This window comes from Streptomyces sp. NPDC048417 (genome assembly GCF_040651615.1).
GTDB lineage: Bacteria > Actinomycetota > Actinomycetes > Streptomycetales > Streptomycetaceae > Streptomyces.
Genome location: NZ_JBEZKI010000025.1, coordinates 133,050 through 147,210 on the forward strand (window position 1 = coordinate 133,050; position 14,161 = coordinate 147,210).

Here is a 14,161-nt window from a genome sequence, read left to right on the forward strand (position 1 = left end):
GTGGGGCGAGCGACATAATGCAGGGAGGAGGTGAGCTGCCGTGTCCATCATGAGCGACCTGATCGAGCGAGGCGGAATCCCCGAAGGCTTCAAGGTCGAGGTCTTCGACGGAAGGGTGATCATGACCCCGCAGAGCCCCGAGCAGGATTGGACCGTTTCCGATGTGAAGGATGCGGTCAAGGCCGCGGGTATCGCTCGCGAGCGGGTCTTCGGGGACGTGCTCATCACGTTTCCCGGAGAGAACGACGCGGCTCCGGATCTCACCGTCGTCGGCTTCGACGCGGAGCGCCGGAAGAACAGCTACTCCTGCCTCGACGTGCTCGCGGTGGTCGAGGTTCCCTCCGAGCCCGCGGACGAGAAGGACTACGTGCGAAATGTCCAGAAGTACGGACGGTTCGGGATCGACTTCTACATGATCGCGGATCCCTTCAAGAAGGCGGTCACCTTGTTGTCGGAGCCGCAGCCCTCCGGCTACGGACAGGCCGTCGAGGTTCCGTACGGTGAGACGGTCAGTTTCACACTGGCCACGGGAGAACGCGTGAAGATCGATACCAGCACGTTTCCCACTCGCGACGCACGCGAACGGTGACCTGCGACGACGGCCGTACAGGCGCACCTGTACGGCCGTCGTTTCTCCCGGCTCCTACCAGATCGCCTCGACCCACTCCGGGTGGTCGATGAACGGGTTCCGGTTGTGCTGGTAGGCGCTGTAGATGACGTCGTTGCGGTTCTCCTCGAAGGAGTCCGGCGGGTCCTCGTCGTTCCACTGCTTGAGGACCGAGAGCTTGCCGATGTACGGGTTGGAGCCGTTGGCGACCTTGTCGTCGGGCTCCAGGTTCGCGAACCCGTCGTCGCCCTCGTAGCGGACCGCCATGTAGAGGATCATGCGGGCCACATCGCCCTTGACGGCGTCGCGCGGCTCGAAGGAGTCCGAGTCGACCTTGCTGCCGCCGCTGTTGGTGAAGGTGGAGCCGCCGTCGTCGAAGTCGAGGTTGCCGCGCTTGCCGTTGACCGCCACGTCCTCGGGACGGATGTGGTGCAGGTCCGTGCCGGGGCCGGTGGAGGTGGTGAGGTCGCCGTGCGAGATCGCCCACACGTGCTCACGGTTCCAGTCGCCGCTGTCACCGCCGTTGAGGGTCTTGCTGCGCGAGATACCCGAGTACAGCAGGATCACGTTGCTGCTGTTGTTCGGGTCCTGGTCGGTCTTCTTCAGGGCGTCCCACAGGGCCGAGTACGACAGCTTGGTGACGTTCGCGCTGATGATCGTGTGCAGGGACGACTTGAGGCTCGTCCCCGTCTTGCCGATCGCGTTCTTGTAGTACGTCGAGTCGTACGCGGTGGTCGTCGCGGCGGCCGGAGTCGCCGTCAGCGCCGGGGCGGTCAGGCCGACCAGAACGGCGGCCGTCGTCAGCGCCACCGACTTCCAGTGTCGTATGCGTGTCGCCAGCATAAAGAGTTTCCCATCTACGCGGGTTGATGAGGCGGCAAGAAGGAGGGTGACATGAACATGAGGACGCTGTGGTGAACAGGACGTAAAAAGAGGCCCCCGACCGTGTGGTCGGGGGCCTCTTCGGGCGTCGGGATTACGTCAGCTGACGTCCGACGGGTCCAGCCGGTAGAGCGTCGAGGTGGACGCAGTGGATGAAGTGGACGAAGACGTCGAGGACTTGGAGGTCGAGGTCGAGCTCTCCGTCGTGCTCGTGGTCTTGCTGTACGCGCTCTCCTTCACCGCCGTCCCGTTCTTCTGCACCCAGCTGGTCACCGCGGAGCTGAGCGTGTTGTTGCCGCCCATGCCCATACCGCCGCCGCCGACCTGGATGTAGTGCAGCTTGCCCGCCTTCACCAGTTCCTTCAGCTTGGCGACGGTCATCGCCTCGTCGGTGCCGGTGAAGCCCCACATGGAGATCACGGGCTCCTCGGCGCTCAGCTCGATCTGGGCCGCGGACTGGGAGTTGGAGACCGCGAGCAGCCAGGTGGCGCCGTCCATGTGCTTCTTCAGGTAGGCGATCAGGTCGCTGCTCACGCCGCCGGCCCTACCGCCGCCCATACCGCCGCCGCCGAAGCCGCCGCGCTGACCGGTGGTGCCGCCCGCCTCGCCCATCTCGCCGGTGCCGTTCGGCGGGGTGCCGCCCGCCTCGCCGGTGCCACCGGCACCGCCGGCCGCGCCGCCCGGCCTCTCGCCGTTCGTGCCGCCGGGGAAGCCACCGCCCTGCTGGGTGCCGCCGGGCGCCTGGCCGTTGGCGCCGCCAGGACCGCCGGTGCCGCCGGCCGTGCCCGTACCGCCGCCCGGCGCCTCGCCGTTCGTGCCGCCGGGGAAGCCGCCGCCCATCTCGCCGCCGGCCTCTGCGTTCTGCCCGCCAGGGAAGCCGCCCCGGTTGCCGCCGCCGAAGCCGCCGCTGCCCGTCGAGGGGCCGGCCGTCGGGTTCGTACCGCCCATGCCACCGCCGGCGGAGCCGCCGAACGGGTCCGCCACCGCGTATGCCGTCGGACCGGCCAGTGCCGCGATCACGGCAGCCGCCACCGAGGCGGTGAGGAGACGGGCCCGGTTGCCGGACCGGAGGAGGATCATGCCCACGATGCCGGCCACCGTCAGGACGCCGATCGTCGGCCACAGCCAGGTGTTCCAGCCGGAGGCGCGACGGAGCAGGACGATCGCCCAGATGCCGGTGACGCCGAAGGCGGCCGGGAGGACCCAGATCCAGCGCTTGTCGTTCCTGAACGCGTCCAGCAGCATCACGCCACCGCCGCCGCACAGCGCCGCGATGCCCGGGGCCAGCGCGGTCGTGTAGTACGGGTGCATGGTGCCCTGCGCGGTCGCGAAGATCACGTAGTGCAGGAGGGTCCAGCCGCCCCACAGGACCAGCGCCATCCGGCGCAGGTCGGTGCGGGGAGCGCGGCCGCACAGCACCAGGCCGCCGATCAGGGCGATCGCGGAGAAGGGCAGCAGCCAGGAGATCTGGCCGCCGAGGATGTCGTTGAACATCCGGCCGAGACCGGCGGAGCCGGAGAAGCCGCCGCCTCCGCCGCCGCCCCCGCCACCGCCGCCGTTGCCCTCGCCGCCGAAGACGCGGCCGAGACCGTCGTACCCCATGATCAGGTCCCAGGCCGAGCCGTCCGTGGAGCCGCCGATGTACGGGCGGTCGGAGGCCGGGACGAGGGAGACGGCGATCGCCCACCAGAAGCTGGAGACGGCCAGCACCACCGCGGCGAGCGCCAGGTTGACGATCCGCTTCACCCAGGGGGCCTTCGACGCGTACAGGTAGAGCGCGAAGACGGCCGGGAGCGCGATCCAGCCCGCGAGCAGCTTGGTGTTGAAGGCGAGACCGAAGCAGGCCGCCGAGCCGAGCAGCGGGAGCAGCTTCTCGTCACGGGTGGCGCGGAACGCGAGCGCCGCGCCCGCGACCATCAGGAGGACCAGGATCGTGTCGGGGTTGTTGTCGCGGTTGATCGCGACGGTGATCGGGGTCAGCGCGAGCACCAGCGCGGCGACGGTCGCCGCGCCGTGCCCCCAGACCCGCTTCACGTTCGCGTGCAGGATCCAGATCGCGCCGAGGCCGGCCGCGACCTGCGGCACCATCATCTGCCAGGTCCCGAAGCCGAAGATCCGGCACGACAGGCTCATGACCATGGTGGCGAACGGCGGTTTGTCGACGGTCAGGAAGTTGCCCGGGTCCAGCGAACCGAAGAACCAGGCCTTCCAGCTCTTCGTACCGGCCCAGATGGCGCCGCTGTAGAAGGTGTTCATGTTGGAACCGGAGAGGTTCCAGGAGTAGAGCACCGCCGCCAGGATCAGGATCGCGATCAGCGCGGGCAGCGACCAGCGCGGTGCCTTGTCCGGCAGGGGAGCCGCGGGGGTCGCCGTGGGCGGCGCCCAGTCGGGGGACACGGTCGTGGGGGGAATGGGATCGGTGGCAGATGTCACCAGCCCACCTTGCAGACGGCCGATGGGTGAGGGCTGTGCCGATCCTGGGCGCAAGCTGTGGGTGGGTGAGATATGGGTAAGAGGGCGGCCGGTGATCCCCGGATGCGACCGCCCTCCAGGGCCGCTGTCTCAGTGCGCGCGGACCGACAGCCGGTAGAACCGGGTCGTCTGGGCCGCGTTCTGGTTGTCGTCGCTGACCAGGAGGACCTTGTACGCGCCCTTGGAGCGGCCCGTGACCACCATGCCCTCGATGTTGTCGAGGAGCGGGTTGGACTGCGGCTGCTTGGCCGTGGCGCCCAGGGTCGGGCAGGTCGCGATGTCCGTGAGCAGGGTCTTCCCGATCAGCCGTACGCCGGCCTGCCCGGTGAGGTTCTCGATGCCGCTGGTGTCGGTGGCGTGCCGCGGGTCGGCCAGGAAGAGGCGGACGGTGTTGCCGACGCCGGCGGTGAAGCCGCGTTCCAGGACGAGCAGGCGGCCGTCGGGCAGCGCCTGGACCTCGGGGACGCCGAGGATCGGGTCGTCGGTCCGGTAGGCGTACTGGGCCGACAGCCTGAAGTGGTCGCCCTTGGTGCGCTGCCAGGTCTGGAAGCGGACGATCCCGGCGGTGTCGCCGGAGAGGGCGTACTCCATGGAGGCCAGCAGGGTGCGGCCGCCGTTCAGGAGGGTCAGGCCCTCGAAGGTCTGGTTGGTGGTGGCCCGCCCGGCGGGGGACACCAGCAGCGACGGCGGCACGGGGAGGCGGTCCAGGATCTCGCCGTCCACCGAGTAACGGCGGATGGAGGGCTCGGTCTCGGAGGTGATCAGCCGGGTGCCGTCGCGGTCCACGACCAGGCCCTCGGAGTCCAGCGCGGCGCCGTTCTCGTCGGCGAGCTGGACCACCTTCTTCGGCGCCAGCGTCTTCGCGTCCAGGTCGAAGAGCGAGGAGCGGTCGGAGAGGGCGGCCAGAAAGCCGTGCCGGTCCAGGGCGAGCGCGGAGAAGTTGCCGACGAAGGTTCCTTCGAAGGTCGTCTTGTCGAGGGCGTCGGAGAAGCCGTCGATGGAGACCGTGGACGAACAGGCGTTGGCCGGGGCGGACTTGGCCGACGCGGCGGCGGGCCCGGCGGCGGACAGACAGGTGGCCGCCGCCAGGCCGGCGGTGACGGTGGCGAGTACGGTTCGCAGGCGCATGGCCGTCACCGTAAGCCGGATCGGTGAAGGGCGGGAGACCCGCTCATGAAAGGCCGGGTCAGGGCTGGATCAGGGCTGGATCAGGGATGGACCAGGGCAGGACCAGGGCAGGACCAGGGCCGGGGCATGGCCGGAGCGCACTCCGGCCATGGCCCGAGCGGGCTCAACTCGCCGCCAGGTCCTTGTGGATGGCCTTCGCGATGCCCTGGATCGTGGTGATCCCGTAGTTCATGGTGCTGTTGTCGTGGGTCAGCACGGTCATCATGTAGTCGTGGCCGCCGCCCTTGAACGTGCCGAGGCTGTGCACCCGCCAGCCGTGCGTGGAGCGCGACAGCCAGCCGTTCTTGACGTGCACGGAGACCCCGGAGGGGACGCCGTACGGGGTGCCCCAGCGCTGGGACGAGACGACCTGTCCCATCAGCTTCTGGATGTACGCCCTTGAGTTGTCGCTCAGGACGGTGTTCTTGGCGGTGATCATGGTGAGCAGCCGCTGCTCGTCGTGGACGTCGATCTGGGTGAGGCCCCAGTAGCCGCCTGTGCCCGGGGTGGTCTGGGTCATCCCGGCGGCCGTCAGGAATCCCTTGATCTTCGTCAGGCCGAGCTGCTTCCACAGTTTCGTGGTCGCGTCGTTGTCCGACTTGGTGATCATGGCCTTGGTCAGTGACTGCTCGGTGGCCGTCAGGTAGCGGTTGTGCTTCTTGGCGTCCCACAGCAGCGTGGCCAGCACGGTCACCTTCACGGTGCTCGCCGAGTCGTAGTGGGTGGTGGCACGGAGCGTGCACGTGGTCTTCGTGGACCGGTCGTAGAGCCCGACGGCGATGGTCCCCTTGCGGTTCGCCATCGCCGCGGTGATGTCCTTCTTCAGCTTCGCGGCCAGGCCCGCCTTCGCGGACGTGCAGCTGACGGTGGGAGCGGCTGCCGAGGCGGGTGCGGCCACCCCCGCGGTGAACGCGGCCCCGCCTGCGATCGCCACCAGCACCTTGGCGCGTCTGGATATCCGGTGTGTCATACCCGGATTGACTCGCGAGTTCGCACGAATGGTTGTACGGGCGGGGGAGGGTTTGACGAGTCGTTACCGGCACGGCGACGGCGCAGGCGCCGGTCGCCGCGGCTGTCGCGGCCGTGCCGCCCGGGTCAGAGATCGAGGACGGCCTCGGTGGCCGGCGTGCTGCAGCAGACGAGGACGGTGCCGGGCTCGGGGAGTTCGAGCGGCGGGGTGGTGTAGACGACGTCGCCTGTCACCAGCGGGGTGACACAGGTGTGGCAGACGCCGGTGCGGCACGACCAGCGGGTGGGGACGTCGCAGGCTTCGGCGAGTTCGAGGAGCGAGGCGTGGGCGGGTGACCACGGGGTGGTGACGCCGCTGCGGGCGAAGGTGACGAGTGGGCCGGGGCCCGGCGGACCGGAGGGCTGGTGCGGCCGGACCGCGGCGGTGGGGGTGACGCCGGGGTTGATGGCGGTGAGCGCGCTGAACCGTTCCGTGTGGATCCGCTCGGGGCGCAGCCCGAGGTCGCGCAGGATGCCGTCGAGGTCGTCCATGAAGGCGGTCGGTCCGCACAGGTAGGCGTCGGCGTCGGGCGGGATCCCCAGGGCGGCGAGCGACGCGGCGGTCGGGCGGCCCCGGGTGACCCGCCCCTCGCCGGGGCGTGGGCCGTCGGCCGTGTAGTAGAGGTGCTCGTGGGCGTCGGGGAGCCGGGAGAGGAGGGCCCGGGCCTCGGCCGCGAAGGCGTGGTGGGTGCGGTCGTGGGCGGTGTGCAGCCACCAGAGGGGACGCGGGTCCCGGGCCGCGGCGAGCCGGTGCAGCATGGCGAGCACGGGAGTGGCGCCGATGCCGGCGGAGGCGAGGACGACCGGGCCGGTGCCTTCCTCGAGTACGAACGTGCCGCGCGGGGCGGCGACGTCCACGAGGTCCCCGGGGCGGAGCCCGGCGTGGATGTAGCCGCTGACCTTGCCGTGGGGTTCGTGCTTGACGCTGATGCGGTAGCCGCCGGCCGGGGGCGCCGAGGACAGGGAGTAGCTGCGTACCTCGTGGGCGGCCTTTCCGGCGGTGAGGCGGACGGAGAGGTACTGGCCCGGGCGGGCCGCCGGCAGCGGGGTGCCGTCGGCGGTGTCGAGGTAGACGGAGGAGATGTCGGCGGTCTCGCGGACGATACGGGCGACGCGCAGGGGCCGGAAGCCAGGCCACCCCGGCTCGTCCTCCCCGGGTTGCCCGGCGGCGGCGAGCTCACGGAAGGACTGCTGCCAGCCGGGGCTCAGGGCGGGGATGTCCAGCGCGGTGCGCAGTTTCGCGGGGTCGCGGCCGGGGAGGTAGAGCAGCGCGTCGGTGTCGGCGACGCTGAGTTCTCCCGGCCCCTTGCGGGTGAGGGTGATCTCGTCGCCGGCCCGGACGTGTCCCTCGGTGAGCACCCGCAGGTAGAAGCCGGGGCGGTGGTGGGCGACCAGGAGGGCGGCCATGGTGGGCTCGCCCAGGCGCATGCCGACGCGGTAGCAGGTGACGCGTGGCTGGGTGACCTCGAACTCCGCCTCGCCGATCCGGTACCGGTCGCCGATGCACACCTCGTCGTCGGGCAGGCCGTCGACGGTGAAGTTCTCCCCGAAGATCCCGAAGGTCAGGTCGTCGCGGCCGAGCCGCTTGCGCCAGTACTGGTAGGAGTCCAGCTGGTAGACGAGCACGGCCCGGATCTCGCCGCCGTGCCCGGCCAGGTCGCCCTGGCCGTCTCCCTCGATGTTCAGCCGCCGCACCATGCGGCGGCCGGACACGGGCGTCTTCCACGCCCCGGTCCGGACGGTCCGCCCCTGCCAGGGCACGTCCTTCGGCAGCCCCACGTTGACGGACAGCAACGTCCCCATGGCGACCTCCCGCGGGTGCCCGGCCGTCAGGACCCTCCTGGTCTTGCATCCTGCTGCCGCCACCGGGATTCCGCGAACGGAGGACGACCACGGGACGGAGGACGACCACGGGACGGAGGACGACCACGGGACGGAGGACGACCACGGGACGGAGGACGACCACGAGGTCGAACCCCGCCGGCCGCGGAGGCGGCGGACCGGGTCCGCGGACCGAGGCGCCTGCGACCAGCGACCGACCCCCCTGCGACCACAGACCGAGAATTGTTGCGGAGGGATGAAATCCGGTTCCGTCCGTGTTGTGGCCATGCGGAAGAAGAGGGCGAACGGGAGGCACCGCGTGGCAGCGCAACAGGGGGAGCGGCAGGGCTGGGCGCGCAGGCTGGCGGGGTATGCCTGGCGGCATCCCAGGTACGTCGTGCTCGCGCTGGGGTCCTCGCTGGCCGGTATGGCCGTGCTGGCCGTCGTACCGCTGATCACCAAGGTGATCATCGACGACGTGATCGGTGACCACAGTCGGTCCATGGGACCCTGGGCGGGCGCGCTGATCGGCGCCGCCGTCCTCGTCTACGTGGCCACCTACGTCCGCCGCTACTACGGCGGCCGGCTCGCCCTCGACGTCCAGCACGACCTGCGGACCGAGATGTACGACACCATCACCCGGCTCGACGGACGGCAGCAGGACGAGCTGTCCACAGGGCAGGTGGTCGGCCGCGCCACCAGCGACCTCCAGCTGATCCAGGGCCTGCTCTTCATGCTGCCGATGACCATCGGCAACGTTCTCCTCTTCCTGATCTCCCTCGGGATCATGGCCTGGCTGTCGCCGCCGCTCACCCTGGTCGCCCTGGCCGTCGCCCCGGCCCTGTACTGGATCGCCAAGCGCAGCCGCGGCAAGCTCCATCCCGCCACCTGGTACGCCCAGGCCCAGGCCGCCGCCGTCGCCGGCGTGGTCGACGGTGCCGTGAGCGGTGTCCGCGTGGTGAAGGGCTTCGGGCAGGAGGACCAGGAGACCGGCAAGCTCCGGGAGGTCGGCCGCCGGCTCTTCGCGGGGCGCCTGCGCACCATACGGCTGAACAGCAGGTTCACCCCGGCCCTGCAGTCCGTCCCGGCTCTCGGCCAGGTCGCCATGCTGGCGCTCGGCGGCTGGCTGGCGGTCCGCGGTCACATCACCCTCGGCACCTTCGTCGCCTTCTCCTCCTACCTGGCCCAGCTGGTCGGCCCGGTCCGGATGCTCGCCGTGGTCCTCACCGTCGGCCAGCAGGCCCGCGCCGGCACCGAGCGCGTCCTGGAGCTGATCGACACCGAGCCGACCCTGACGGAGGGCACGAAGACCCTGCCGGCCGACGCGCCCGCGACCGTCGAGTTCGACGACGTGTCCTTCGGGTACGACAGCGCCCCCGGCAAGACCAGCCCCGTCCTCCGAGGGCTCAGCTTCGAGATCCGGCCGGGCGAGACCCTCGCCGTCGTCGGCTCCTCCGGCTCCGGCAAGTCCACGGTCTCCCTGCTCCTGCCGCGCTTCTACGACGTCACCCACGGCGCCGTCCTGGTCGGCGGCCACGACGTCCGCGAGCTGACCTTCGACTCGCTGCGGGCGGCCATCGGCCTGGTACCGGAGGACTCCTTCCTCTTCTCCGACACGGTCCGCAACAACATCGCCTACGGCCGCCCCGACGCGACCGACGAGGAGATCCGGGAAGCCGCCCGCGCCGCCCAGGCGGACCGTTTCATCGCCGAGCTGCCCGAGGGCTACGGCACCAAGGTCGGCGAGCAGGGCCTCACCCTGTCCGGCGGCCAGCGCCAGCGCGTCGCCCTCGCCCGCGCCCTGCTGACCGACCCCCGCCTGCTCGTCCTCGACGACGCCACCTCGGCCGTCGACGCCCGCGTGGAGCACGAGATCCACGAGGCGCTCAAGCACGTGATGCGCGGCCGCACCACCCTTCTCATCGCGCACCGCCGCTCCACCCTCAACCTCGCCGACCGCATCGCCGTCCTCGACGGCGGCCGGCTCGCCGACATCGGCACCCACGAGGAGCTCCAGGAGCGGTCCGCCCTCTACCGCCGGCTGCTCACCGACCCCGACGAGCTGGGAGGGGTCTCCCCGGGCCACGCCCTCCCCGTGATCCCGCACGAGGACACGACGGTCCGGGACGAACTCGACGCGGAGTTCGACGCCGAGCGAGGCGTGACCCCGCGCCTGTGGACCGGTGACCGTACGCCCAGGGACCTCGCCCTCGCCGGCACCCCTGCCACCCCCGAACTCCTCGCCCAGGTCGACGCGCTGCCGCCGGCCACCGACACCCCCGGCATCGACGAGGCCCGGGCCGTACGCCCCGAGGACTCCTACGGTCTGCGTCGGCTGCTGCACGGCTTCGGGCGTCCCCTGCTCGTCAGCCTCGCGCTGGTCGCCGTGGACGCCGGCATGGGCCTGCTCCTGCCGGTGCTGATCCGGCACGGCATCGACCAGGGCGTCACCAAGATGGCGCTCGGCGCGGTGTGGGCGGCCTCGCTGCTGGGGCTGTTCGCGGTACTGGCCCAGTGGGCGGCCCAGATCGGCGAGACCCGGATGACCGGCCGTACCGGCGAACGCGTCCTCTACTCGCTCCGGCTGAAGATCTTCGCCCAGCTCCAGCGGCTCGGACTCGACTACTACGAGCGGGAGCTGACCGGCCGGATCATGACCCGGATGACGACCGACGTCGACGCGCTCTCGACCTTCCTGCAGACCGGGCTGGTCACCGCCTTCGTCTCCGTCGTCACCTTCTTCGGCATCATGGTCGTCCTGCTGGTGATCGACGTACAGCTCGCGCTGGTCGTCTTCACCACCCTGGTCCCGCTGATCGTCGCGACCTTCTTCTTCCGCCGGGCCAGCGTGAAGGCGTACGAGCTCGCCCGTGAGCGGGTGTCGGTGGTCAACGCCGACCTCCAGGAGTCGGTGTCGGGCCTCAGGATCGTGCAGGCCTTCCGGCGCGAGGGCGACAGCGGCCGCCGTTTCACCGAGCGCAGCGAGAGCTACCGCAGGGCCCGTATCCGCGGCCAGTGGCTGATATCGGTCTACTTCCCGTTCGTCCAGCTGCTCTCGTCGGTGGCGGCGGCCGGCGTGCTGATGGCGGGCGCCCACCGGGTCGAGGCGGCCACCCTCACCACCGGTGCCCTGGTCGCCTACCTCCTTTACATCGACCTGTTCTTCGCCCCCGTCCAGCAGCTCTCCCAGGTCTTCGACGGCTACCAGCAGGCCACCGTCTCCCTCGGCCGTATCCAGGAACTGCTGCGCGAGCAGACCTCGACGCGGGCGGCGGACCAGCCGCTGGAGGTGCCCGAACTCCGTGGCGAGATCGCCTTCGAGGGCGTGCACTTCGCGTACGGGGCCGCCGACGAGGGCGAGGCGGCCCTGAGCGGCATCGACCTGACCATCCCCGCCGGGCAGACGGTCGCCTTCGTCGGCGAGACCGGCGCCGGCAAGTCGACCCTCGTCAAGCTGGTCGCGCGGTTCTACGACCCGACGGGCGGCCGGGTGACGGTCGACGGCACGGATCTGCGCACCCTGGACCTCACCTCCTACCGGCACCGGCTCGGAGTGGTCCCGCAGGAGGCGTACCTCTTCCAGGGGACCGTCCGGGACGCCATCGCCTACGGCCGCCCGGACGCCACCGACGCCGAGGTGGAGGCGGCGGCCCGCGCGGTCGGCGCCCACGAGATGATCGCCACCCTCGACGGCGGCTACCTCCACGAGGTGGCCGAGCGCGGCCGCAACCTCTCGGCGGGCCAGCGCCAGCTGATCGCCCTGGCCCGGGCGGAACTCGTCGACCCCGACGTCCTGCTCCTCGACGAGGCGACGGCAGCCCTTGACCTGGCGACGGAGGCCCAGGTCAACATCGCCACCGACCGCCTCGCGGGCCGTCGTACGACCCTGGTCGTCGCCCACCGGCTGACCACCGCGGCCCGCGCCGACCGGGTGGTGGTCATGGACCACGGCCGGGTCGCCGAGGACGGCACCCACGACGAACTCCTCGCCCGCGACGGCCGCTACGCCGCACTGTGGCGCACCTTCGTCGGCCAGTCCGAGGAACCGGAGGAGCCCGTCGCCGCGACCCGCTGAGCCGGCGGCGTCCCCACCCGACATGGTCCAGGGCGGGTGACCGGGTCGCCGACGGTCGTGCAACCATCCGACATATGTCGTGCGTCCGTACATCAGTACGGTCATGGCTGGGGCACAGCTGCGGTGCGGTGCGGGAGGGGACGACTGTGGACAGTGGTGCGATACGGCGGCGGCTGGCGCTCGGTGCGGCCGTGCTGGCCGCCTCCGGGGCGCTCGCCCTCGTGGTGCCGGCCGAGGCGCAGGCCGTGACGGCGGGCAACTGCGCCGGGCGCCAGGTGCGGACCCTGCCCTTCGCCACCGGCACCGTGCACATCTACCGGCAGGGCGGCTACGTCTGCGCGATCACGCTCCCCAAGTCGTCCGGCGGCAAGCGCATGATGTCCGTCAGCGTCCAGGCCCGCGGCAACCGCCCGGTCGTCGACAAGGGCAAGTACAGGTACCACGCGGGCCCGGTGACCGTGCATGCCGGGCACCGGTGCGTCTGGGTCAAGGGCGCGGTCGGCCGCGGCTCGGTGAGTTCCGGCTGGATTCTGTGCTGAACGCCCTTACGCCCCTAATCCCCCCTGGTGTGACGGCAGTTGCTCCGATAGCTTCCGGCGCACATCTGTCACACAGATTCCCAGGGGAGTGCGCATGCGCAAGGCGCTCAGATGGCTGCTCGCGCTCACGGTGCTGATAGGCACGTTGAGCATGGCCGGGTCGGCCACCGCCGCCGGGCCGGAGGCCGCCGACATCAAGGACCGGCTGCTGGCGATACCGGGTATGAGCCTGATCCAGGAGAAGCCGTACCCCGGGTACCGCTACTTCGTCCTGAACTACACCCAGCCGGTCGACCACCGCCATCCGGACCGCGGCACCTTCCAGCAGCGGATCACCGTGCTGCACAAGGACGTCAGCCGACCGACGGTCTTCTACACCGGCGGCTACAACGTCTCCACGACCCCGAGCCGCCGCGAGCCGACCCAGATCGTGGACGGCAACCAGGTCTCCATGGAGTACCGCTTCTTCACCCCGTCCCGTCCCGCCCCGGCCGACTGGACCAAGCTGGACATCTGGCAGGCGGCCAGTGACCAGCACCGCATCTTCAAGGCGCTGAAGAAGATCTACACCAGGAACTGGATCTCCACGGGCGGTTCGAAGGGCGGCATGACCGCCACGTACTACGAGCGCTTCCACCCGCGGGACATGGACGGTGTGGTCGCGTACGTCGCCCCCAACGACGTGGTGAACAACGAGGACTCGGCCTACGACCGCTTCTTCGAGAACGTCGGGACCGAGGACTGCCGCGACCGGCTGGACGCGGTGCAGCGCGAGGCGCTGGTGCGCCGGGAGCCGCTGGAGAAGAAGTACGCGGCGTTCGCCGTCGAGAACGGGTTCACCTTCGACACCATCGGCGGCCTGGACCGCGCCTACGAGGCCGTCGTCCTCGACTATGTCTGGGGCTTCTGGCAGTACAGCCTGCTGTCCGACTGCGGCACGATCCCGGCGGACGCGGCGACCGCGACCGACGACGAGATCTGGGACTCGGTCGACACGATCTCCGGCTTCTCCGCCTACACGGACCAGGGCCTGGAGCCGTACACCCCCTACTACTACCAGGCGGGCACCCAACTCGGCGCGCCCACCATCGAGTTCCCGTACATCGAGAAGAAGTACATCCGCTACGGCTATCAGCCACCCCGGAACTTCGTGCCCCGCACGATCCCGATGCGGTTCCAGCCGCACGCCATGCGGGACGTCGACGCCTGGGTGAAGCACCACGCCCATCACATGCTCTTCGTGTACGGCCAGAACGACCCGTGGGGAGCGGAGCGCTTCCGCGTCGGCACGGGCTCGAAGGACTCGTACGTCCTCACCGCGCCCGGCCTCAACCACGGCGCCAACGTCGCCGGCCTGGCTTCCGACGAGAAGTCCCTCGCCACCGCCCGCATCCTGGACTGGGCGGGTCTGCCTGCCGCCACCGTGACGGCGGCGAAGCCGCTCGCGAGGTACGACGCGAAACTGGACGTCCGTGACGTGGAGCGCGAACCCGCGCTGCGACCGTGACGACCCGGCGCTGAATCGACGACTCCGATGCGTCACCCGTGTACGGGGTGACGCACCGGATCCCTATGTCCACCCGTCGAGAC

9 protein-coding genes are annotated in these 14,161 nt (G+C 70.5%); 4 read left to right on the top strand and 5 right to left on the bottom strand.

The window, feature by feature from the left end; translation table 11 throughout:
- Nucleotides 1–49: 49 nt before the first annotated feature.
- On the top strand, nt 50–589 hold the full coding sequence (locus AB0D59_RS34680; protein WP_362574252.1) for a Uma2 family endonuclease: 540 nt from the start codon (nt 50–52) through the stop codon (nt 587–589).
- A gap of 54 nt (nt 590–643) precedes the next feature.
- Here AB0D59_RS34680 and AB0D59_RS34685 read toward each other — a convergent pair whose 3' ends face one another.
- From AB0D59_RS34685 to AB0D59_RS34705, 5 genes are all read right to left on the bottom strand, one after another.
- Nucleotides 644–1,450, bottom strand: coding sequence for an endonuclease (locus tag AB0D59_RS34685; protein WP_362574254.1), 807 nt, complete (start codon nt 1,448–1,450; stop codon nt 644–646).
- Nucleotides 1,451–1,588: 138 nt separating this feature from the next.
- On the bottom strand, nt 1,589–3,922 hold the full coding sequence (locus tag AB0D59_RS34690) for a glycosyltransferase family 39 protein (protein WP_362574256.1): 2,334 nt from the start codon (nt 3,920–3,922) through the stop codon (nt 1,589–1,591).
- A gap of 129 nt (nt 3,923–4,051) precedes the next feature.
- Nucleotides 4,052–5,089 (bottom strand): esterase-like activity of phytase family protein, encoded by a 1,038-nt coding sequence (locus AB0D59_RS34695; protein ID WP_362574257.1) that lies wholly within the window; start codon nt 5,087–5,089, stop codon nt 4,052–4,054.
- Between the two features lie 163 nt (nt 5,090–5,252).
- Nucleotides 5,253–6,098: a serine hydrolase gene (locus tag AB0D59_RS34700; RefSeq protein ID WP_362574259.1), complete on the bottom strand. Its 846-nt coding sequence runs from the start codon at nt 6,096–6,098 to the stop codon at nt 5,253–5,255.
- 125 nt (nt 6,099–6,223) lie between these two features.
- Nucleotides 6,224–7,939, bottom strand: coding sequence for an MOSC and FAD-binding oxidoreductase domain-containing protein (locus AB0D59_RS34705; RefSeq protein ID WP_362574260.1), 1,716 nt, complete (start codon nt 7,937–7,939; stop codon nt 6,224–6,226).
- A 304-nt stretch (nt 7,940–8,243) separates the two neighbouring features.
- On the opposite strand from AB0D59_RS34705, the gene AB0D59_RS34710 reads away from it, so the two are divergent.
- The 3 genes from AB0D59_RS34710 to AB0D59_RS34720 all read left to right on the top strand — a co-directional run bounded on the left by AB0D59_RS34710 (nt 8,244) and on the right by AB0D59_RS34720 (nt 14,078).
- A complete protein-coding gene (locus AB0D59_RS34710; RefSeq protein WP_362574262.1) occupies nt 8,244–12,032 on the top strand; it encodes an ABC transporter ATP-binding protein in 3,789 nt (1,262 codons plus the stop codon).
- A 146-nt stretch (nt 12,033–12,178) separates the two neighbouring features.
- Entirely contained in the window at nt 12,179–12,571 is a 393-nt protein-coding gene (locus AB0D59_RS34715) for a hypothetical protein (RefSeq protein WP_362574264.1), read from the top strand.
- A 94-nt stretch (nt 12,572–12,665) separates the two neighbouring features.
- Nucleotides 12,666–14,078 (top strand): S28 family serine protease, encoded by a 1,413-nt coding sequence (locus AB0D59_RS34720; RefSeq protein WP_362574266.1) that lies wholly within the window; start codon nt 12,666–12,668, stop codon nt 14,076–14,078.
- Nucleotides 14,079–14,161 lie beyond the last annotated feature (83 nt).

Coding starts and splice junctions, on each gene's coding strand:
- AB0D59_RS34710 (WP_362574262.1), top strand. CDS start 8,244: ATGCGGAAGAAGAGGGCGAACGGGAGGCACCGCGTGGCAGCGCAACAG.
- AB0D59_RS34705 (WP_362574260.1), bottom strand. CDS start 7,939: ATGGGGACGTTGCTGTCCGTCAACGTGGGGCTGCCGAAGGACGTGCCC.
- AB0D59_RS34695 (WP_362574257.1), bottom strand. CDS start 5,089: ATGCGCCTGCGAACCGTACTCGCCACCGTCACCGCCGGCCTGGCGGCG.
- AB0D59_RS34720 (WP_362574266.1), top strand. CDS start 12,666: ATGCGCAAGGCGCTCAGATGGCTGCTCGCGCTCACGGTGCTGATAGGC.
- AB0D59_RS34680 (WP_362574252.1), top strand. CDS start 50: ATGAGCGACCTGATCGAGCGAGGCGGAATCCCCGAAGGCTTCAAGGTC.
- AB0D59_RS34700 (WP_362574259.1), bottom strand. CDS start 6,098: ATGACACACCGGATATCCAGACGCGCCAAGGTGCTGGTGGCGATCGCA.
- AB0D59_RS34685 (WP_362574254.1), bottom strand. CDS start 1,450: ATGCTGGCGACACGCATACGACACTGGAAGTCGGTGGCGCTGACGACG.